The organism is Roseibium sp. RKSG952 (assembly GCF_009711355.1).
This window is the reverse complement of record NZ_SMMF01000936.1, coordinates 35428-55992: the sequence shown is the minus strand read 5'-3', so window position 1 is coordinate 55992 and position 20565 is coordinate 35428. Positions and strand designations below refer to the sequence as shown.

17 protein-coding genes are annotated in these 20565 nt (G+C 59.3%); 8 read left to right on the top strand and 9 right to left on the bottom strand.

The genetic code is table 11. The annotated features are described in order from the left end of the window. Positions 1–118 precede the first annotated feature (118 nt). From E1297_RS26670 to E1297_RS26660, 3 genes are read right to left on the bottom strand one after another with little or no spacing between them, the layout of a single operon-like run. On the bottom strand, positions 119–1015 hold the full coding sequence (locus E1297_RS26670; protein WP_155143636.1) for a LysR family transcriptional regulator: 897 nt from the start codon (positions 1013–1015) through the stop codon (positions 119–121). Between the two features lie 49 nt (positions 1016–1064). Beyond that, the gene (gene trxB / locus E1297_RS26665; protein ID WP_155143634.1) at positions 1065–2033 is read right to left on the bottom strand and encodes a thioredoxin-disulfide reductase; all 969 of its coding nucleotides are present in this window, start codon (positions 2031–2033) and stop codon (positions 1065–1067) included. After that, positions 2030–3115: a mitochondrial fission ELM1 family protein gene (locus E1297_RS26660; protein ID WP_155143633.1), complete on the bottom strand. Its 1086-nt coding sequence runs from the start codon at positions 3113–3115 to the stop codon at positions 2030–2032. The genes trxB and E1297_RS26660 overlap by 4 nt, the downstream gene beginning before the upstream one ends. Positions 3116–3286: 171 nt before the next feature. Here E1297_RS26660 and E1297_RS26655 point away from each other — a divergent pair, with 171 nt between their 5' ends. After that, complete coding sequence (locus E1297_RS26655; protein WP_155143631.1) at positions 3287–3757, top strand: Lrp/AsnC family transcriptional regulator; 471 nt, start codon at positions 3287–3289, stop codon at positions 3755–3757. Positions 3758–3880: 123 nt separating this feature from the next. After that, complete coding sequence (locus tag E1297_RS26650; RefSeq protein ID WP_155143629.1) at positions 3881–4627, top strand: gamma-glutamylcyclotransferase; 747 nt, start codon at positions 3881–3883, stop codon at positions 4625–4627. Here E1297_RS26650 and E1297_RS26645 read toward each other — a convergent pair. From E1297_RS26645 to E1297_RS26625, 5 genes are all read right to left on the bottom strand, one after another. Then, positions 4614–5324 (bottom strand): NUDIX domain-containing protein, encoded by a 711-nt coding sequence (locus E1297_RS26645; RefSeq protein ID WP_244327899.1) that lies wholly within the window; start codon positions 5322–5324, stop codon positions 4614–4616. The genes E1297_RS26650 and E1297_RS26645 overlap by 14 nt on opposite strands. A gap of 20 nt (positions 5325–5344) precedes the next feature. After that, positions 5345–5815 (bottom strand): hypothetical protein, encoded by a 471-nt coding sequence (locus E1297_RS26640; RefSeq protein ID WP_155143627.1) that lies wholly within the window; start codon positions 5813–5815, stop codon positions 5345–5347. 85 nt (positions 5816–5900) lie between these two features. Then, positions 5901–6374 carry a transcription elongation factor GreA gene (gene greA / locus E1297_RS26635; RefSeq protein ID WP_155143626.1) on the bottom strand — a complete coding sequence of 158 codons (474 nt, stop codon included), beginning with the start codon at positions 6372–6374 and terminating at the stop codon, positions 5901–5903. Positions 6375–6485: 111 nt separating this feature from the next. Continuing rightward, positions 6486–9848 carry a carbamoyl-phosphate synthase large subunit gene (carB, locus tag E1297_RS26630; protein WP_155143624.1) on the bottom strand — a complete coding sequence of 1121 codons (3363 nt, stop codon included), beginning with the start codon at positions 9846–9848 and terminating at the stop codon, positions 6486–6488. Between the two features lie 203 nt (positions 9849–10051). Further along, positions 10052–10363 carry a helix-turn-helix transcriptional regulator gene (locus tag E1297_RS26625; protein WP_244327898.1) on the bottom strand — a complete coding sequence of 104 codons (312 nt, stop codon included), beginning with the start codon at positions 10361–10363 and terminating at the stop codon, positions 10052–10054. An 824-nt stretch (positions 10364–11187) separates the two neighbouring features. Here E1297_RS26625 and E1297_RS26620 point away from each other — a divergent pair. Next, positions 11188–11634 (top strand): MerR family transcriptional regulator, encoded by a 447-nt coding sequence (locus E1297_RS26620; protein WP_209016012.1) that lies wholly within the window; start codon positions 11188–11190, stop codon positions 11632–11634. Positions 11635–11825: 191 nt separating this feature from the next. Here E1297_RS26620 and carA read toward each other — a convergent pair whose 3' ends face one another. Beyond that, positions 11826–13004 carry a glutamine-hydrolyzing carbamoyl-phosphate synthase small subunit gene (gene carA / locus E1297_RS26615; RefSeq protein WP_155143622.1) on the bottom strand — a complete coding sequence of 393 codons (1179 nt, stop codon included), beginning with the start codon at positions 13002–13004 and terminating at the stop codon, positions 11826–11828. A gap of 255 nt (positions 13005–13259) precedes the next feature. Between carA and E1297_RS26610 the strand changes: the two genes are divergently transcribed. The 5 genes from E1297_RS26610 (at position 13260) to E1297_RS26590 (ending at position 20134) form a co-directional block, all read left to right on the top strand. Then, on the top strand, positions 13260–13763 hold the full coding sequence (locus E1297_RS26610) for a GatB/YqeY domain-containing protein (RefSeq protein ID WP_155143687.1): 504 nt from the start codon (positions 13260–13262) through the stop codon (positions 13761–13763). A gap of 151 nt (positions 13764–13914) precedes the next feature. Then, entirely contained in the window at positions 13915–15843 is a 1929-nt protein-coding gene (gene dnaG / locus E1297_RS26605; RefSeq protein WP_155143685.1) for a DNA primase, read from the top strand. A 448-nt stretch (positions 15844–16291) separates the two neighbouring features. Further along, a complete protein-coding gene (rpoD, locus tag E1297_RS26600; RefSeq protein WP_155143620.1) occupies positions 16292–18286 on the top strand; it encodes an RNA polymerase sigma factor RpoD in 1995 nt (664 codons plus the stop codon). Positions 18287–18400: 114 nt separating this feature from the next. Then, the gene (locus tag E1297_RS26595) at positions 18401–19624 is read left to right on the top strand and encodes a DUF930 domain-containing protein (RefSeq protein WP_155143618.1); all 1224 of its coding nucleotides are present in this window, start codon (positions 18401–18403) and stop codon (positions 19622–19624) included. Between the two features lie 120 nt (positions 19625–19744). Beyond that, positions 19745–20134, top strand: coding sequence for a DoxX family protein (locus E1297_RS26590; protein WP_155143616.1), 390 nt, complete (start codon positions 19745–19747; stop codon positions 20132–20134). The last annotated feature ends 431 nt before the right edge of the window (positions 20135–20565 follow it).

Sequence of the window (20565 nt, the reverse complement as noted above, 5' to 3'; positions counted from 1 at the left end):
AGGCAGTGTTGCAGGTCTGCTATGCAAAAAAAGATCAGCTCTGCGGAACTTGCATGAATGCGCAAGTTATCACGCATTGCACTCCCATTGGGCTGCCTAGTTTGTGGGCAGGATTGGGTTAGTAAACCCAGGATTCCGCATTGGCGACCAGGAAGTCGCGGAAGGCTGTGACCCGGGCCGTGTTCTTCAGTTCCGACGGGTAGACGAAATAGGTGTCGAAGGTCGGTACCTTGTCCTCGAAACCGGACAGAACCTGAACCAGATTGGAATCTTTCTTGATGATGTAGTCGGGCAGGATCGCAATTCCGACGCCCGCCTGCACCGCGCGCTTGATCGCCACCAGATTGTTGATTTTCAGCACGGACCGGCGCGGGCTGGCCGGTGCGCGGCCAGCGGTTTCAAGCCAGTTCATACTGCGCAAATAGGCCGGAGCCTGCTCGCCGAACGTGATAATCCGGTGTTTGTCGATCTCGTCGATTGTCTCCGGCGCACCGCATTCCTGCACATAGGATGGCGATGCGAACACGTGGAAATGCACCGTAAACAGCTTGCGCTGGATCAGGTCCGGCTGGGTCGGCTGACGCAGGCGGATGGCGATATCGGCTTCGCGCATCCCCAGATCCAGCTCGTCATCGTCAAAGATCAGCTGAAGTTCGACATCCGGGTAAAGATTGACAAATTCCTTGATGCGCGAGGTCAGCCACGTGGATCCCAGACCGACTGTTGTCGTCACCCGCAGGATGCCGGATGGCTTGTCCTTGCTGTCGGACAGCCGGGTCTGAACGGATTCCAGCTTCATCAGCACGTCGCGCGCCGTGCGATAAAGCAGCTCGCCCTGCTCGGTCAGAAGCAGGCCGCGCGCGTGGCGGTGGAACAGCGGAACGCCAAGATCGTGTTCAAGCGCACTGACCTGGCGGCTGACCGCGGACTGGCTCATGTGCAGACTGTCACCGGCATGGGTAAAACTGCCGGCCTGTGCGGCCGCATGAAAGATCCGCAGCTTGTCCCAATCCATATTCCGTTCCTCCCAAGCAGCCCGGGGAAGGCTCCCCGGGCATCCGGATTTATTCCGCGGCCACGTTGGCCGGGACCGCCTCGTGTTCGGCGACGAATTTCTCGGCTTCCAGAGCCGCCATGCAGCCCATGCCGGCGGCCGTCACGGCCTGACGGTAAATGTCGTCGGTGACGTCACCGGCGGCAAAGACGCCCGGGACAGATGTCTGGGTCGAATCCGGTGCGGTCTGGATATAACCGTTCGGTTTGAGGTCAAGCTGGTCACGGAACAGCTCCACCGACGGCGCGTGGCCGATGGCAATGAAGACGCCGTCCGTGGAGATCTCCCGTGTCTCGCCGGACTTCGTGTTCTTCAGCCGGACGCCGGTAACGGCCTTCGGCATGCCTCCGCCGAGGATTTCGTCCACGGCGTGATCCCAAACCACCTCGATCTTTGGATGATTGAACAGGCGGTCCTGCAGGATCTTTTCTGCACGCAGCGAATCGCGGCGGTGGACCAGCGTCACCTTCGAGGCGAGGTTTGCCAGATAAAGCGCTTCCTCAACCGCAGTGTTGCCGCCGCCGACCACGACGACTTCCTTGTTGCGGTAGAAGAAGCCGTCACAGGTGGCGCATGCGGACACGCCGGCGCCCATGAACGCCTGCTCGGAATCGATGCCGAGCCAGCGCGCCTGTGCGCCTGTGGCGATCACCAGCGCATCCGCCGTGTAAAGGGTGCCGCTGTCGCTTTCGAGCCGGAACGGACGCGCCGACAGGTCCGCCTTGGTGATGGTGTCGTGGATGATCCGGGTGCCGACGTTTTCCGCCTGCTTGGCCATCTGTTCCATCAGCCAGGGGCCCATGACCGGGTCTGCGAAACCGGGATAGTTTTCGACATCCGTGGTGATGGTCAGCTGGCCGCCCGGCTGGATGCCGGCCACCAGGGTCGGTTCCATCATTGCGCGGGCTGCATAAATGGCGGCTGTGTAGCCTGCCGGGCCTGAGCCGATGATGAGCAGCTTGGAGTGCTGTGTCGTCATGAGTTCGCCTTGTCTTGCCTGTCTTGCGCGCGTTCGGGGCCGCGACGGGCCTCCGTGGCATCTTCTTGCTGTTTTGCCTGATAAGCTCTGAGGATTTCCTGCGCGATCCAGGGCGTTGCGTCAATCGGTTCGTAGGTAGTGGCTGTGAACGGTCCGGGAAAGGGGTGAATAACCCCCTTGTCCGCGAGTGTGGCCAAAAACCTGTCAATTTTGCGGTGTCCACCCGAGGGCATGAACAGATGGACCGGTTTTCCGGTTGCAGCCGCTTCCCCGATCATGTTGGTCGAGTCCGCGGTTGCGACGATGGCGTCGGCCTTGGCGAGATAGGCGGGCAGGGGATTGGTGCCATGGCCGTCCCAAAACAGGTGCCGGCCACCATTCGCAAGTGTTTTCAGGGCCGATACCAGCGGTTCCGGCGTCCGCCGCGATGCCGTGATCATGAAGCCGGACGATTGCGTTTCGCCCCATTTTTCCAGCCCCGCGGCAAACCGGGAGATATCGTCCCCGGTAAACCGGTGATGCCGGCTGTTGCCGCCGGCAAGAACTGCGATGCGGGGAGCGGGCAATGCGTCGATTTCGGGGATCGGCGAGGTCCTGAGACTTTTAAGCTTTTGCGCGGAAAACCGGTGCGGGCTCGTGGCGGAGACCAGGACGTTGGGGCCACGCAGGGAATCGTGTTCGGGAACCCAGATGAGATCGGCGGCCTCCGGTCCCGTGCGCGGGTCCTTGAGGAAAACGGTAAAGGTTCTGCCGCGGGAGGCCTGCTTCACCCGTTTCAGATAGGCCGCTGCCCGGCGTCCGGAGGCGATCACCAGATCGGGAAAGGGTGGAGCGATCGGACTGCCTTCCACGGTTTCGCGTTCCTTCGGATCGATCGGGCCCTTGGGCAGAAACCAGGCAAAGGGCTTGCGGGGCTCCACCCGGCGGAGATCGTAGGGCAGCTTCAGCGCTTCCGCGACACCGATACACTGGGCCTCGTCACCCGCCTTGCCATCGCTCAAAACCCAGGCCGAGCGAGGAAAGGCCGATGGCCGTCCGGCTGCGGGGAGACCTGGTTCCCTATCGTAATCTTTCTGAATCATGCGCTTTTTTGTTATACTCTTGCACAGACGCGCAAAAAATCATAATCCGGCGATTAATGAAATTGCCTGTAAGGCATCCCAATCGAACTTTCGGCGGTTCCTGCATCCCATAGCACGAATGCGCCGGCATGACGGGTTCTTTTGAAACCGGGCCCGTCCAAGGAGACACAATTGAAAGCGCGCCTAGATTCGATCGACTGGCATATTCTGAAGGAACTTCAGGCCGACGGCCGGATGACCAATGTCGAGCTCGCCCGCCGGGTCGGCATATCCGCTCCGCCTTGCCTGCGCCGGGTGCGCGCCCTGGAAGAGATCGGCTTGATCCGCGGCTACCGGACGCTTCTGGACGAAAAGCAGCTGGGTTACGATGTCACTGCCTTCGCGATGGTCGGCCTTCACAGCCAGACCGAGGCCGATCTGCTGGCCTTTGATGAAAAGGTCAAGTCCTGGTCCATCGTCCGCGAAAGCTACATGTTGTCGGGCGAGGTCGACTTCCTGCTGAAGTGCGTCGTGCCAGATCTTCAGACTTTCCAGAACTTCATCATCCGGGAACTGACGGCCACTCACAATGTGGACAGCGTGCGCACCGCACTCACCATCCGCAAGACCAAGGATGACCCGATTGTGCCGATCGAGGAATAGGGCCGGTCGCCGAAACGGCAGGGTGTTCTGCGATCAGTCCTGCTGATCGAGCCCGCTTTTTCCGGATGTTCCTGTACCTGCATGCTAGCGTGATGCGCAATCGGAACAGGCGAGGCGTTCGGCATGGAGAAAAGCAGGCACCCTTCCGGTGACCGCAAACAGGACGACGGGACGTTTCGCATCACCCGGGACGGGTTGAGGGACGGATCTGTCCTGGCAAAGGCGCGGTCGCTGAACATTCCGGGTTTCACGGTCTTGCCTGACCGGGAGATCGAAGCTTCCCTGGAGGCTGCGCTGGCAAAGCGTCCGGGGCGCGGCGATGTCTGGGTCTTTGGTTACGGGTCGTTGATGTGGAATCCGGCTTTCGAGTACGCGGAGACCCGCCGGGCGGTTCTTGTGGGCTGGCACCGCAGTTTCTGTCTGACCAGCTTCGTCCGGGGAACCCCCAAGAAACCCGGTTTGATGCTTGGCCTTGATGAAGGGGGGCAGTGCGAGGGGATCGCTTTTCGCATTCCCGAAGAGCAGCTCCAGGAGGAGCTACGCATCTTGTGGGTGCGGGAGATGCTGACCGGCGTTTATCAGGCTCATTGGCCGTCGGTGCAGGCAGATGGCACGGACCTTCCCGCATTGGCCTTTGTCGTCAATCGGGGCGACGATCGGTACTGGAAGCCTCAGGACGAAGGTGCAGTCGCCGACCGGCTCGCCTTTGCCGCCGGTCCGCTTGGCAGCTGCTGGGACTATCTCAGGAACACGAGGGCCAGTTTGGAGCGTATGGGCATCAGCGATCCGGGGCTGGACCGCTTGCACAAACTGGTCGAAGACCGGCACGCCGCGCAAGGGGAACCCGCCCGCCCGCTCAAAACAAGGTAACAGAAGAAACGCCGCTCCGCGTCAAGGTCTTGAGCGCCAGATGTTGCAACAGGATGACCGTCTTTGCGTCCATGATCGCGCCCTGCTCGATCATTTGCAGGGTTTCGGCGAGTGTGAACTCCAGAATGCTGATCTCCTCGCCTTCACTCTCCACACCGCCGATGGCTTCCGTGTTCGGGTGGCCTTCGTAGGGTGCGATAAAGCAGTGCAGGCGTTCGCCCACAGAGCCCGGTGTCATGAAAAAGGTGCCAACATGCTCCACAGGGCCAAGAGACATGCGGATTTCCTCTTCGGCCTCCCGCCTGATTGCAGCCACCGGGTTGTCTTCGTCGAGCAGCCCCGCGCAGACTTCGATCAATCCGTCCTCGTAGCCCGCCAAATGCGGCGGCAAACGCCACTGCCTTGTGAGAATGACCGTCCCCCTGATGCTGTTGTAAGGCAGCACCGCTGCTCCGTCACCATGATCATAGACCTCCCGTGACAGTTCCTGTTGTGCACCGTTCTGACGGCGATAGGACAGTTCATACCGGGTCAGTTTGCCCCAATTGTCGGCGAGAACTTCCGTGCTCTTGATGACGACCCGGTTCTTGCCTGCATCCTTGCAGTTGGTGCTCATGGTTTCGCTTTGCTCTTGGTATTTGTAAAAGACCGGAGGCGTTCGGCCGGACACGGCAAGTGTCATGTGATCACGAGACATGCCTGCGTATCAAACGCTTGTTACGATGTCCTGTTCGCCCGGTCGCGCAGGATGCGTTTCAGGCGTTTCATCACCAGCAGATCGCGAAAGGGCATCAGAAACAGCATCAGGCTGATCGTCAGAAACAGGCAGGTCACGAGGATCATGATCAGAAAGTGCTGGTTGTAGAGCATGGAGTCGAGGGACTCGTCAAAACCGCTGTGTCCGGAATAAAGCCGGTTGCTCATGACGGAGCTGTAGTCCTTGGAATAGACATCACCCCGCTTGATATAGCGAAGGCCATAAATGAAAAGGGCGAAGATGCTGACCGCCAGAACGAGCACGCCATAGAGTTTCAGGCCGAACGACCAGGCCGGTTCATGACGTTTGCGGATGATCCGTTTGAAAACGCCGCGTTCGGGCAGGCTCAGCCTCAGATAGACCGATTGCCGGTAGGCCCAAAGCGGAATCGCCAAAATAACTAAAACAAGACTTATCGTATTGAAAACCATGGGAATCGCCTTTGACGCGACGCACTGGCTCATACCTTAACGGCCAGTGCGGTGCAGTCAAAGGCAAATTGTCCCGGGGATTGAATCAGACGAATTCGACTTCGACGATTTCGTAGGATCTGGCACCACCTGGTGCCGCCACTTCCACGCTGTCGCCGACAGACTTGCCGATCAGCGCGCGGGCGATCGGTGAGGAAATCGAGATCTTGGAGGATTTGACGTCGGATTCGACGTCGCCAACGATCATGTATTTCTTTTCTTCTTCGGTGTCTTCGTCGATCAGGGTGACAGTCGCCCCGAATTTGATGATGTCGCCGGAGAGTTTCGTCACATCGATGACTTCAGCCCGTGAAAGCTTGTCTTCAAGCTCGGCGATGCGGCCTTCGTTGTGGCTTTGGGCTTCCTTGGCTGCGTGATATTCCGCATTTTCCGACAGGTCGCCATGGGCGCGCGCTTCGGCAATTGCATCGACGATGCGCGGACGCTCCACCGTTGTACGCTGCTTCAACTCCTCCTGAAGCATCTTGTATCCGGCGGAGGTCATCGGAACTTTTTCCATTGGTCTCAGACCTTCAGTTTATTGGGTCCCCCTCTATCAAGGACCACGCGTCAAAAACAAACCGGGCCGGGAAAGGCGTGCTTTCCCGGCCAGACTGTGCTGATCATAGCCTCAGGCGAAATAAGATTGCAAAGGCTTTACTTCAAGGCTGCCGGACTTGAAGGCGACAATGCCCTTGGCGGCGGCAACCGATCCGGCGAGTGTGGTGTAGTAGGGCACCTTGTTCAGAAGGGCCGCGCGGCGCATGGACCGGCTGTCGGCAATGGCCTGGGCACCCTCGGTGGTGTTGAACACAAGCTGTACGTCGCCGTTCTTGATCGCGTCCACATTGTGCGGGCGGCCTTCCAGAACCTTGTTGATCCGCTCGCAGGCGATCCCCTGCTCCTGAAGGAATTTCTGGGTGCCGCCGGTTGCAATGATCCTGAACCCGGCCTGCTCCAGGCTGCGTACCGCGTCGACGCTTCCTGCCTTGTCCGCGTCGCGCAGCGATACGAACACGGTGCCTTCCACCGGGACCCGTGTTCCGCCGCCGATTTGCGACTTTGCAAAAGCCGTGGAAAACGCGGTGTCGAGGCCCATGACCTCACCTGTGGAGCGCATTTCCGGGCCGAGGATCGTGTCGACACCCGGGAACCTTGCGAAGGGGAACACCGCTTCCTTGACCGCAACGTGGTCGAGTTTCTTTTCTTCCAGCCCGAAGGAGGCAAGGCTTTCACCGGCCATGATCCGGCTTGCGATTTTCGCAATCGGGGCCCCGACGGTCTTGGCGACGAACGGAACTGTCCGCGAGGCGCGCGGGTTGACTTCCAGAACGTAGATCTCGCCGTCCTTGATGGCGAACTGCACGTTCATCAGGCCGCCGACTTCCAGAGCAAGTGCAAGGGCCGTGGTCTGGCGCTTGAGTTCTGCAATCATGTCTGCCGACAGCGAGAATGGCGGCAGGGAACAGGCACTGTCGCCGGAGTGAATGCCGGCTTCCTCGATGTGTTCCATGATGCCGCAGACAAAGACATCCTTGCCGTCGCACAGGGCATCGACGTCGACCTCGATGGCGCCTTCCAGATAGCGGTCGAACAGCAGCGGATTGGTGCCGAGCACCGTGTTGATCTGTCCGGTCTTGTCGTTCGGGTAGCGCGCGCGGACTTCGGCCGGAACCAGCTCGGGCAGGGTGCCGAGCAGATAGGAATTCAGGGCCTCCTCGTCGCGGATGATCTGCATGGCCCGTCCGCCGAGCACGTAGGACGGCCTTACGACCAGCGGCAGGCCGAGCTGGCTTGCAATCAGCCGGCCCTGTTCCACCGAGTAGGCAATGCCGTTTTGCGGCTGTTTCAGGTCCAGCTTGACCAGCAGTTTCTGGAACCGGTCGCGGTCTTCGGCCAGATCGATCATGTCCGGCGACGTGCCGAGGATCGGGACACCGGCCTTGACCAGCGCCTGGGCCAGTTTCAGCGGGGTCTGTCCGCCGAACTGGACGATGACGCCATGGAGTGTACCGTTTGACTGTTCCTTGCGGATGATTTCCAGAACGTCTTCACCTGTGAGCGGTTCGAAATAGAGCCTGTCGGATGTGTCGTAGTCGGTCGAAACGGTTTCCGGATTGCAGTTGACCATGATGGTCTCGTAACCGGCATCCTCAAGCGCAAAGGCCGCGTGACAGCAGCAGTAGTCGAACTCGATGCCCTGGCCGATCCGGTTCGGGCCACCACCCAGAATGACCACCTTCTTCTTGTCGGAAGGGTTTGCTTCGCAGGCCGGAGCGCCCATGAAGGGGGCTTCATAGGTGGAATACATGTAGGCCGTCGGCGAGGCGAATTCTGCCGCACAGGTGTCGATCCGCTTGTAGACCGGATGGACGTCCAGCGCCTCGCGTTTTTTTGCAACATCGCCGGCGTTGAGATGTGCGAGGCTTGCCAGGCGAACGTCCGAAAAGCCCATGCTTTTCAGCGTGCGGAGGTTTGCCGCGTCGTCGGGCAGTCCGTGCATGCGGATTTTCTGCTCCATCGCGACGATTTCGGCCATTTGTTCCAGGAACCAGGGATTGATCCGTGACGCCTGGTGGATGTCGTCGAGGCTGACGCCCATGCGCATGGCTTGCGCAACATACAGCAGCCGCTCCGGTGTCGGCGTTGCAATTGCCGCACGGATTGCATTGGTGTCGTCGCCCTGGCCAAGGCCCGGAATGTCAATCTCGTCGAGACCGTTGAGGCCGGTTTCCAGCCCGCGCAGGGCTTTTTGCAGGCTTTCGCAGAAGTTGCGGCCAATCGCCATGACTTCACCAACCGACTTCATCGCGGTGGTGAGTGTCGGCTCGGAGCCCGGGAACTTCTCGAAGGCGAAACGCGGGATCTTGGTGACGATGTAGTCGATGGACGGCTCGAAGGACGCCGGGGTTGCACCGCCGGTGATGTCGTTTTCCAGTTCGTCGAGCGTGTAGCCGACCGCAAGCTTGGCGGCGACCTTCGCAATCGGGAAGCCGGTTGCCTTGGAGGCCAGCGCGGAGGAGCGCGACACGCGCGGGTTCATTTCGATGACCACCAGTCGGCCATTGTCCGGATTGACCGCGAACTGAACGTTTGAACCGCCGGTTTCGACACCGATCTCGCGCAGAACCGCCAGCGAGGCGTCGCGCATGATCTGGTATTCCTTGTCCGTCAGGGTCAGGGCCGGGGCAACGGTGATCGAATCACCGGTATGAACGCCCATCGGGTCGACATTTTCAATCGAGCAGATGATGATGCAGTTGTCCGCCTTGTCGCGGACCACTTCCATTTCATATTCCTTCCAGCCCAGAAGGCTTTCGTCGATCAGGACCTGACCGACCGGAGAGGCGTCAATGCCGGAGCGGACGATGGTCTCGTATTCCTCACGGTTATAGGCCACGCCGCCGCCCGTGCCGCCGAGCGTGAAAGCCGGGCGGATGATCGCAGGCAGTCCGATATCGTCAAGCGCGCGCATCGCTTCCATGTAGCCGACCGTGCGGTCATAGCCGGTGATCCGGCCGTTCTCGTCCTTGATCGCCGGCGACGAGGCGATTGCCGCGCGCGGGTTTTCCAGTCCGATCACATCCATCGCCGCGCGGAATTTCTCGCGGTCCTCAGCCTTCTCGATCACATCCGCACGCGCGCCGATCATCTCGACACCGAATTGCTCGAGAACCCCCATTTGTTCGAGGTCGAGGGCACAGTTCAGCGCTGTCTGGCCCCCCATGGTCGGAAGCAGGGCGTCCGGACGTTCCTTCTCGATGATCTTGGCAACAATCTCGGGCGTGATCGGCTCGATATAGGTCGCATCGGCGAGATCGGGATCGGTCATGATCGTCGCCGGGTTCGAGTTGACCAGAATGATTCGGTAGCCCTCTTCGCGCAGCGCCTTGCAGGCCTGTGTCCCCGAGTAGTCAAATTCGCAGGCCTGACCAATGACAATCGGGCCGGCACCAATGATCAGGATGGAGGAAATATCTGTGCGTTTTGGCATCGGGGCTCGCAAGGGCTCGCAACGACCGGGCCGGAGCAGATGCCTCTGCCGGGCGCAGGCGTCGAAGAGTGGATAACAATGTTGGCTGAGCGCGTCTTATAGGCAAAAGCGGGGGGCTATGTAACCCCGTTCGCACTCAAATTTCGCAATAATGATCAGGCCGAGGCCGCAGGGCGGATGCAGCTTGCCCGGGGGGCGGGCGGTTACATCTGATCGGAGTCCGGATGGGGCAGGCGGATGCCCGGGTCCGGAGCGGCTGCAACCACGGTGTGTCCGTCGAAATCAACAATGCCTTCCGACAGCGCATAGCAGGCAAGCCGGATGGACTTGGGGATCTCCACGGGGCGCCCGTCACGGTTGCCTTTTTCATAGTACTGGATCATGCGCTTTTTCAGGCCAAGCTGTTCGGCGGCCTCTTTCTGCTTGAGGCCAAGTGATTTGCGCCACTCCCGAAACTGCTCCGCACTCATGACCGGTTCGGATCTTGTTGTCTGTGTCGTCTTGTCTTTGGTCATCGGACTTCTGGGGACTTTTGGGCGAGCAAGGAAGGGGGGCTCTCACGATGCCGTCAATTCGCGGTTTTGAGGGCGGCAGCCCCAGCTCATCTAAAGATCGCTTTCCTGCTGGTCTGTCAATCAAGAAGTGCACTTCGTGCGACTTGGTCTGCTTCTGACGGGACAAAAATCCTGCCCGCTGGGGGGCTTTATATACTTTTGTCAGGGGCCCTGTGAAAATTCGACATTATTTCTCCCCATTTTTCCGGGATGATGATTTGCAGGCTCACTTGAGCATTTGCGCGCGAGAATAGGCTGGTGCTTGGTTGCGCGTGTCAATTAATATATGACGCTTGGATATCGTATATATTGCCAAGGTCAATGTAGAATTGTGCCTCGGGGGATTTATTTTCTCGGAAAAGTCATGATAAGGGATTTTGAGGTCTTTATAAGGCTTCTGAATACTCTTCTTGTATTTTGATTATCGATATTAAGTTTTATCAATATTCCGGATACATTTGTTTCTGAATATTTCATGGTGCTGTTGAACGTGAACAGTCAAGGGGACTCGAAAACGGTTCTGATGCGACAAAAGGTGGCTGAATGCTTTAAAAATGACCGATTGGACGAAAATTTAGCATGGATTATTGTGGTGAAAACAGTGTATGAAGGCATTCATAAAATCTGTGTGAGTGCGGTTGACGCTTGGGCATGTGCCGAAGCGTCAGTTGGACTCGTTCCACGAACTTCGTGTGGGACCGGGCTGCAGCGTTGGTGGACGCTGTCGCAAGGTGAGGTTCAAGTGAGCGGCCGAACACGTGAAACAACAAGATCGGGCAAGTGAAATGAACAATCTCGCAACCCAAATGGTGGTGGTCCCGGATATTGCTGGACCGGTTGATGTTGCAGCAGAGCAGGATGATCGGGCTCTCGCCATTTCCGAAATGTCGGAGCTGTTCGGGGTAACGCTGCGCACCTTGCGTTTCTATGAGGAAAAGGGGCTGCTCAACCCGGTGCGCCGTGGCGCGCGCCGGTTTTACGGTCAGCGCGACGTTTCCCGGATGCGCGTGATCTTGCAGGCAAAGAAAATAGGTCTGACTCTCGTGGAAATCCGCAGGGTCATCAAGCTGGTTGAAGGCAGTGCGCCCAAAACCCAGCAATACACCGAACTTCTGGAGATTTGCCAGAACCAGCAGTTTCTGCTGGCAGAGCAAAAAGCGCTTGTTGAAGAGCAGGTCGCAGAAGTCGACAATGTTCTGAGTTCTTTGAAGCAGCTGGTAGGCGAACGCTAAGCATCCGGTCGCACTTGGATTTGGTGGTTGCGCCCAGCGTTTCGGGTCTAATCATACGGCTGCGCCGTTGGAGTGCGCGAGCCGGGAAGTAGGGCCATCTTTCTGAAAAACAGGCGCAGCGCCTTTTCGACAAAATTAAAAGCCCGGTCGATTGGCCGGGCTTTTTCCGTTTCTTCGTCCGGAGGTGAGGCTCAGGTCCGGGCGTTCCGCATCATGTCGGTGAAGCGGGTGAACAGGTAGTGGCTGTCGCGGGGTCCGGGCGAGGCTTCCGGGTGGTACTGGACCGAAAAGGCCGGCTTGTCCTTGACCCGCAGGCCGCAATTGGAACCGTCGAACAGGGAAACATGGGTCTCTTCGACATTGTCCGGCAAACTGGTTCCATCGACGGCGAAGCCGTGGTTCATCGAGGTGATTTCCACCTTGCCGGTGGTGTTGTCCTTGACCGGGTGATTGGCGCCGTGATGGCCCTGGTGCATCTTGATTGTCTTGCCGCCAAGCGCCAGCGCCATCATCTGGTGTCCCAGACAGATGCCGAAAGTCGGGACGCCCTTGTCGATCAGGGTCTTGATGGTGGTGGCCGCATACGTGCCGGTCGCGGCCGGGTCTCCCGGTCCGTTTGCCAGAAAGACACCATCCGGATTTTGTTCAAGAATGGCGTCTGCGGGTGTGTCAGCTGGGACGACGGTGACATCGCAACCGGCATCGTTCAGCAGGCGCAAGATGTTGCGCTTGACGCCAAAGTCGAGGGCGATCACCTTGAACTCGCTGCTGTCCCGGTCCGGGTAACCCTTGTCCCATTCCCAGGTGCCTTCCGACCATGGGTGGGTTTGAGTGGCCGAGACCTCCTTGGCGAGGTCCATGCCCTCAAGGCCCGGCCAGGCGGCGGCCTCTGCCTTGAGGGCCTCGATATCGAAATTGCCGTCCGGGTCGTGTGCAATCACCGCATTCGGAACGCCCTTTTCACGGATCAGGGCGGTCAGGGCCCGTGTGTCGACCCCGCTGATACCGGCAATCCCGCGGGCCTTTAGCCACGTGTCGAGATGCTTTGCGGAGCGGTAATTGGCCGGGTCGGTGATGCGCGCGCTCAGGACGCAGCCGCGAATTCCCGACTGGGAGGTCATATTGACGGTTTCCACATCCTCGTCATTGGCCCCGACATTCCCTATATGGGGGAAGGTGAAGGTGATGATCTGGCCGGCGTAGGACGGGTCGGTCAGGATTTCCTGATAACCGGTCATGGCCGTATTGAAACAGACTTCGCCAACGGATTGACCGGTGGCGCCGAAGCCCTCACCTTCAATGACACTACCGTCGGAGAGCACGAGAAGGGCGGTCGCCGGTTTTGAAGACCATGCGTCGGCAGTCGACATGTGTTGCGTTCCAAGTATAGTTGATGACATCATGCGCTGCAGAAGGGGCGGGCACGCAGCAGGCATAAACCTGGCAAAGCCGTCTGCATTAAGAGCGGCAATCTAGGGGAAGCAGGTGCAATCGTCAATATTGATCATTGGAAAATAAGATAATATTTATCAATGACTTGTCGGTTGTTGTCGAAGTTTTGGCGCGCGCATGCTAAAGGGGCGCGCTCTTGGGCGGTCACGCCAAAAAAGCGGCAGAGGTAAATGATGCGCGAACAGATTCAGTCGGCCCTGAAAGCCGCGAAAGCCGATGGAGACAAGCGCCGGACGGCGACCTTGCGCCTGATCCAGACGGCGATAAAGGATCGCGACGCGTCTGCGCGTGAGCAGGGCCGCGACGGCGTTAGCGAGGCCGAAGTTCTTGATATATTGCAGAAAATGGTTCGCCAGCGCGATGTTTCAGGCGATGAGTTCGAGCAAAGCGGGCAGCTTGATCTCGCCGAACAGGAGCGTGCGGAGCGCGACATTATCGAGGAGTTCCTGCCGGAACGGCTGGACGATGCGGAGATGCGCAAGCTGTGCGAGGCGACCCTGAAGGACATCGATGCCCATGGCTTGCGCGACATCGGCCGCTGTATGTCGGAACTTAAGGCACGTTATCCGGACAAGATGGATTTCGTTCAGGCGTCATGTCTGGTGAAGGACCTTCTGAGGTCGGAGCCGGCGGCCCCTACAAACAATGTGCAGGGAGCCGGTTCCTCCAAGGGGTAGGGGCTGCGGCACCACGAGTTTCCAACAGGCTATTCACTGCGAACCGGCAGGCTGTATCTGAACGGTGTGCCGGGGTATATTTATGCGCTTGCGCGCAAACCGGGCTCCCGGGCCAGCGTGTTTCACCGACAAAAAGACAACCGATCCGTTCATGCGCTTTGACAACCGCCTGCTTGATGAGATTCGAGCCCGTCTGCCCCTGTCCGACCTGGTCGGACGCCGGGTGACGTGGGACCGGCGCAAGACGCAACCCGGCAAGGGCGATTACTGGGCCTGTTGTCCGTTTCACCAGGAAAAAAGTCCGAGTTTTCACGTCGACGACCGGCGCAACCGCTACAAGTGTTTCGGCTGCGGCGCGTCTGGTGATCATTTCCGGTTTCTGACCGAGACCGAGGGCTTGTCCTTTCCCGAGGCGGTTGAACGGCTGGCCGAGCAGGCTGGTGTGGCTCTCCCCGCGCCGGACCCGCAAGCCGCCCGGCGGGAGAAAAAACGCGCCAGCCTTGCAGACGTGTGCGAATTGGCGGCGCGCTTTTTTCAGGGCGAGTTCTCTGCGCCACGTGGTGAAACAGCGCGCAATTATGCGCTGAAGCGCGGCTTCAAACCGGAGACACTGGGCGAGTTCCGGTTCGGCTATGCACCTGACAGCCGCGACGCGCTCAAGCGCTTTCTGGCGCTGAAGGACGTGCCAGAGGACATGATGGTCGAAGCGGGACTGGTGATCCGCCCCGACGATGGCCGGCCATCCTATGACCGGTTCCGCGGCCGGTTGATGATCCCGATCCAGGATGATCGCGGGCGGGTGGTGGCCTTCGGCGGGCGCACGCTCGACCCTGACGGTCAGCCGAAATATCTGAACTCTCCGGAAACGCCGCTGTTTCACAAGGGCACCATGCTGTTCAACGCACATCGGGCCAGGGAACCTGCGTTCAAGAGCGGGCAGGCGGTGGTGGTCGAAGGCTATCTTGATGCGATTGCCTTGTGGCAGGCCGGTATCCACCATGTGGTGGCAAGTCTGGGAACCGCCTTTACCGAGGATCAGGTCTTGCGCTTGTGGCGGTTTGCGCCGGAGCCGGTGATCTGTTTCGATGGCGATGCTGCCGGTGTTTCGGCTGCACACCGGGCGATCGACCGGATCTTTCCGGTTCTGAAGAGCGGCTATTCGTTCCAGTTCTGCTTCTTGCCCGATGGCATGGACCCGGATGATCTTGTCCGGAAACAGGGCGTGGCGGGGTTTGACGCTGCAACCGCTGCGGCCCAGTCCCTGTTCGAAGCGGTGTGGGACCGCGAAATCTCTGTTGCCCGGCTGGATACGCCTGAACGCAAGGCTGCGCTGGAAAAGCAGTTCGACGACATGGTTGCGACCATTCGCGACGAGCGGGTGCGCCGCCGGTATCAGCTGGATCTGAAGGTACGGTTGTCGAACCTGTTTTTCGAGCGGTCGCGGCAACGCCGGAACGGGAGCAAGGATCAAGCGGGGTTTTCCGCAGCGCCCGTGCGCCAGTCGGTTCCCGATACGCCCCTGTTCGGGACTGAAAGGCTGTTTTGCGGTCTTTGCCTGAAATACCCGGATCTGCTTGACCGGCATGTCGAGCGGATTGCCGGACTGCCATTGTCCGACGCCTTGCACCAGCGGTTTCGCGATGCCCTGTGCCGGCTTGCGGACCGGTCGCTGGAAACTCCGGTCGCCGAGCTGGAGCATCTTTTTGACGACTCGCTCCACCAGCTGGTTCATGAATTCACCGTGAACGCGGAAGGGGCCAGCCGTTCGGCCAGTTTTTCAGCGCTGGTCCAGCGGTTTCCACTGCTCAAGAGCAATCCGCCGGAAGATTTTGTCGAAGCGGCGTTTCTGCATTTCCTCGACGTGATCGAGCTGCGCGGGCTCGAAGCGGAGCTTGAAAGCGAGATGGCCCAGGCCGAAGAGGATCTCGATGAAGCTCTTTGGAACCGGATGCGCGCACTGACCCAGGATTTGGGCCGCAGGCGCGAGGAGTGCGCGCGTACCGAGGGTGAACTGGCCGAACGCGCCAAGAAACTGCGGACGGCATCCGGGACGGCGGATCTGGAAGCCCTCGCCAAATAGCTAAGGGATTTCCTGATGGAGGGTGATTTGTGCCCGGTAATCCTAACTATTTTTTAGAAAAAACACCGAATTGTATTGACGAAACGAGAATCACACTTGCGAATCTTGCGCGTCGAGCTAAATAGAACAGTCGCAGCAAAAAAAGTCCTGGAACGGCGTAAGGCCTCGGACAAACCCATATGAATTGCTGCTCAATCCGGAGATCGTGCGCGGCGGGCCATCCTGCCGCTTAAATCGTTTGGAGAGCTGGAGACAAAAAGAAAGTTCCCGGCTCTTACCTACGGTTAATTGGGACTTAAGAGACACGACTTTAACTAATCGAATCAGGTGAGCGATGTTTGATCGGGGCAGGGCCGCTCATTCGGCACGCGGATCGCATCGGAACTTGAGACAGAATTCGGGCGCAGCGCAGGATCTCTTTTGAGAGACTGCGGTTCTGGAGCAAAATATGGTAGCCAAAGCGACGCAAGCAGACGACACGCAAGAGACAACAGGCGAGGGCCAGGACGGCCCGCTTCTCGATTTGTCGGATGCAGCTGTCAAGAAAATGATCAAGGCCGCGAAAAAACGCGGCTATGTGACCTATGACGAGCTGAACGAGGTGCTTCCGTCATCGCAGGTCTCATCGGAAAAGATCGAAGACATCATGTCCATGTTTTCCGACATGGGCATCAATGTGATCGAAGCGGAAGAGGTCGAAGAGGCACCGGAAGAGGTCGAGGGCGGTGATCTGGTGGCGGCCTCCAATGGTGCCGTTGCCAAGACCACGACCGCCAAGGAGCCGACGGACCGGACCGATGACCCGGTGCGCATGTATTTGCGCGAGATGGGCTCGGTCGAGTTGTTGTCGCGTGAAGGCGAAATCGCGATTGCCAAGCGCATTGAGGCCGGCCGCGAGGCGATGATTGCGGGCCTGTGCGAAAGCCCGCTGACCTTCCAGGCAATCATCATCTGGCGTGACGAGCTCAACGAAGGCAACATCCTTCTGCGCGACATCATTGATCTGGAAGCCACTTATGCAGGGCCGGATGCCAAGGCCGGTCCGCAGGGCGACAACGATGACGATCCGGAGGGCGAAACGTCTGCCGAGGCACGTCCGGGCATGGACGACGATGCCGAGAACGCCGATGGCGACGCGGAAGGCGAAGGCGAGGACGACGACGAGTTCGAAAGCAACGTTTCCTTGTCGGCCATGGAAGCAGAGCTGAAGCCTCAGGTTCTGGAAACCTTCGACAACATTGCCGAAGAGTACAAGAAGCTGCGCCGCCTTCAGGATCAGCTGGTCGAGAACAAGCTGGCCAACAAAACGCTGTCGCCGAGCCAGGAGCGCCGCTACAAGAAGCTCAAGGAAGACATTGTCGTTGACGTGAAGAGCCTGTCGCTCAACCAGAACCGGATCGAGGCTCTGGTCGCACAGCTTTACGACATCAACAAGCGGCTGATGGGTTATGAAGGCCGGCTTCTGCGTCTGGCTGATGGATACCGTGTCGACCGTGCCGACTTCCTGAAGCACTATCAGGGGGCCGAGCTGGATCCGAACTGGATTCGCAAGGTTGCCAATCTCTCCACCCGGGGCTGGAAGAAATTTGTTGCCGAGGAGGGCGATATGATTCGCGGTCTTCGTCAGGAAATCCAGACACTGGCCACCGAGACCGGCCTTGAGATCACCGAGTTCCGCCGCATCGTGTCCATGGTGCAGAAGGGCGAGCGGGAAGCGCGGATCGCCAAGAAGGAAATGGTCGAGGCAAACCTGCGCCTCGTGATCTCGATTGCCAAGAAGTACACCAACCGGGGCCTGCAGTTCCTGGATCTCATTCAGGAAGGCAATATCGGCCTGATGAAGGCGGTGGACAAGTTCGAGTACCGGCGCGGCTACAAGTTCTCCACCTATGCGACCTGGTGGATCCGGCAAGCGATCACCCGCTCGATCGCCGACCAGGCCCGGACCATCCGTATTCCTGTGCACATGATCGAGACGATCAACAAGATCGTGCGGACCTCCCGCCAGATGCTGCACGAGATTGGCCGCGAGCCGACTCCGGAAGAACTGGCCGAAAAGCTGCAGATGCCGCTCGAAAAGGTTCGCAAGGTTCTGAAGATCGCCAAGGAACCGATCTCGCTGGAAACGCCGATCGGGGACGAGGAAGATTCGCATCTTGGCGACTTCATCGAGGACAAGAATGCGGTTCTGCCCATCGATGCGGCCATCCAGGCGAACCTGCGTGAAACCACCACCCGCGTTCTGGCATCTTTGACACCGCGTGAGGAGCGTGTCTTGCGGATGCGTTTCGGGATCGGCATGAACACCGACCATACGCTGGAAGAGGTTGGTCAGCAGTTCTCGGTGACGCGTGAGCGTATCCGCCAGATCGAGGCCAAGGCACTTCGCAAGCTGAAGCACCCGAGCCGTTCGCGCAAGCTGCGCAGCTTCCTGGACAGCTAGGCTGCCTTGCAAGGTGATCCGAAACTCCAAAACCCGGCGTGATTGCGCCGGGTTTTTTGTTAAGACAGGGACGTGCTATCAAGTGGCACAAATGGAACCGGATCAAACGGCTTGATGAATCCCGGCCCGCCGGAACGGCAGGACATTGCAGGCGAAACATCCGACCGCTGGCTGTTCAGCGGCGGTCTGATCGTGTCGGTCCTGTTACATGTCATCCTTGGTATCAGTTTGGCGATTGAGGTCGAAGGCTTCGAGCCGAAGCCGATTGAGGATCCGATCATCGTCGAGCTGGTTCCTGCACCTGAAGAACAGGCCCCGGAAATCGAGCAGGCCGAACCCGAGCCGGTCGAACCCGAGCCGGTGGAGCCTGAGCCCGTAGAGGAGGAGGTTGCCGAACAGCCGGAGCAAGGCCCGAAGCCGGAAGAGCGGCAAGAAACAGCAGAGGACGAGACCCCGCCGCCTCCCGAACCTGCCCCGTCTTCCGAAGAGCTGGCCGACAGCGCCGAACAGCCTCAGCCTCTTGAAGGTCTGCCTGTGTTGCAGCCGGTGGACGAATTCGCGGACGAGGACACCATGCCGGAGACCGGCGAGGAAGGTCCGCCAGAAACTGCTTCGGCACCGGCGGAAATCGAAGACCCGGACCAGCTTGTGGGCAACGGAACGGACGCTGCGGCAGACGGCGCGGCTGACACTGGCGAAGCCGGTCCAGAAGTTGTTGAGCAGGAAGAGGCCGTGACCGAAGAGACGGTGCCGGAGGAGGCAGTCACCGATGCGGAGCCCGTTTCGGACCCGGTTGTGGAGCCTTCCGGAGACGTGCCTTTGGCGGCGGAGGCTGAACCGGGCTCGCAGGACTTCGGGACAGTCGGTCCGATTGTCACTGCGGCTGCCCCGGCATCAAAGCCTGCAGTCCGGGTGCGCCAGCGGGCTGCGGGCCAGAGTTCCGGGAACACTAGTCCGCCACCACCTCCTGGCAACCTGACCACGGCCCGGACCCTGTTTTCGCAGCAAATGTCCCGCGACAGCCGGGCCCGGCGGGCCATGGACGGCATACCTCGCGACCAGCGTGCAAACATGCTGTGTCTGAGCGAATTGCGCGGGCAGCTCGAAAACGAAATTCCGCCGATGCCGCCCGAGTTGCTCCCCACCTTCCGCGTGCCGCCCGGAGCCACGGTGCTGCAACCGCGTGAGGCGGCCTTCAGAAGCCGCGGCATGTGGTATGACATCACGTTCCGTTGCGAGATCGATGACCGGGCCACACGTGTGCTGCGCTTCCAGTACCGGATTGACGGTGCTGTCCCGCGCAATGAGTGGCTCCGCCGCAGGTTCCCGGTCTATTGAGGGCGGCCATTCACCAGGGCGTGCCGCACCTGAATTCGGTGCAGTTCAGGCCGTGTTCACAGCTTGTTACCAAAATGGCTTTAGAGGCTCGGACATGATTTGATCACAACGGAGCCCCTGATGCGTTTCCTCAACAGTTTCACGCATATTTTTCTGAGCCTTTTGCGCATTGCCACCGGTCTGTTGCTGCTCTTGCACGGCACCTCCAAGTTCTTCGGAATTCCGGTGACCTCCCAGACCGGGGTCGAGCTGATGTCGACAAGCGGCTTGATTGGTGTGATCCAGCTTGTCGCCGGTGGCCTATTGACCGTTGGCCTGTTCACGCGGCCGATGGCATTGATCCTGGCAATCACCATGGCGGTGGTCTACGTCCTGTTCCACGCGCATCGCAGCCATTATCCGATCCTGAATGGCGGCGAGCTGGCAATCATGTTCGGGTTCGCGTCGCTTCTGATTGCCGGAGCCGGACCCGGCCCGATCAGCCTCGACCGGATGCTGGGCCGGTCATAAGACATCTCGGGCGAGTGCTTGCAGGCTCGCTCTCAAATTTCGCATAAACAACAGGCCGGGGCGTGTTCCCCGGGGGCGCTTTTCGAAACTTGCACTGGAGTTGCCGCCTGGCGCGCTCCCGCTTCAAGCCCTTGGTGCTGGAAAACGGGCGTAGTCCGGCGATTGCATGCCCTTGACGGGGCTGTTTTTGAGTGTCCCGTGGTTCAGGAACTTGCCGCTGAACAATGACGGATAGTTCACAAGCTTGCGGCGCAATGATGTGATAAGGCACCCTCATAGTTTAATCGGCTGACCGGGCACGGCTAACCCGCTTCCCGTACCTAATTGCTTGCACAGATACATGGGTTCGGGGCGTTACCCGGCATGAGGTCACATGTTTCCGGTCCCCCGCGTTGAGCTCTCCGGAAATGGCAGAAACAACAATCCAAACG

What these genes read in the sequence shown, in the direction of transcription:
- E1297_RS26670 (WP_155143636.1), bottom strand. Translation starts at nt 1,015, where the DNA reads ATGGATTGGGACAAGCTGCGGATCTTTCATGCGGCCGCACAGGCCGGC.
- trxB (WP_155143634.1), bottom strand. Translation starts at nt 2,033, where the DNA reads ATGACGACACAGCACTCCAAGCTGCTCATCATCGGCTCAGGCCCGGCA.
- E1297_RS26660 (WP_155143633.1), bottom strand. Translation starts at nt 3,115, where the DNA reads ATGATTCAGAAAGATTACGATAGGGAACCAGGTCTCCCCGCAGCCGGA.
- E1297_RS26650 (WP_155143629.1), top strand. Translation starts at nt 3,881, where the DNA reads ATGGAGAAAAGCAGGCACCCTTCCGGTGACCGCAAACAGGACGACGGG.
- E1297_RS26645 (WP_244327899.1), bottom strand. Translation starts at nt 5,324, where the DNA reads ATGTCTCGTGATCACATGACACTTGCCGTGTCCGGCCGAACGCCTCCG.
- E1297_RS26640 (WP_155143627.1), bottom strand. Translation starts at nt 5,815, where the DNA reads ATGGTTTTCAATACGATAAGTCTTGTTTTAGTTATTTTGGCGATTCCG.
- greA (WP_155143626.1), bottom strand. Translation starts at nt 6,374, where the DNA reads ATGGAAAAAGTTCCGATGACCTCCGCCGGATACAAGATGCTTCAGGAG.
- carB (WP_155143624.1), bottom strand. Translation starts at nt 9,848, where the DNA reads ATGCCAAAACGCACAGATATTTCCTCCATCCTGATCATTGGTGCCGGC.
- E1297_RS26625 (WP_244327898.1), bottom strand. Translation starts at nt 10,363, where the DNA reads ATGACCAAAGACAAGACGACACAGACAACAAGATCCGAACCGGTCATG.
- E1297_RS26620 (WP_209016012.1), top strand. Translation starts at nt 11,188, where the DNA reads ATGAACAATCTCGCAACCCAAATGGTGGTGGTCCCGGATATTGCTGGA.
- carA (WP_155143622.1), bottom strand. Translation starts at nt 13,004, where the DNA reads ATGTCGACTGCCGACGCATGGTCTTCAAAACCGGCGACCGCCCTTCTC.
- E1297_RS26610 (WP_155143687.1), top strand. Translation starts at nt 13,260, where the DNA reads ATGCGCGAACAGATTCAGTCGGCCCTGAAAGCCGCGAAAGCCGATGGA.
- dnaG (WP_155143685.1), top strand. Translation starts at nt 13,915, where the DNA reads ATGCGCTTTGACAACCGCCTGCTTGATGAGATTCGAGCCCGTCTGCCC.
- rpoD (WP_155143620.1), top strand. Translation starts at nt 16,292, where the DNA reads ATGGTAGCCAAAGCGACGCAAGCAGACGACACGCAAGAGACAACAGGC.
- E1297_RS26595 (WP_155143618.1), top strand. Translation starts at nt 18,401, where the DNA reads ATGAATCCCGGCCCGCCGGAACGGCAGGACATTGCAGGCGAAACATCC.
- E1297_RS26590 (WP_155143616.1), top strand. Translation starts at nt 19,745, where the DNA reads ATGCGTTTCCTCAACAGTTTCACGCATATTTTTCTGAGCCTTTTGCGC.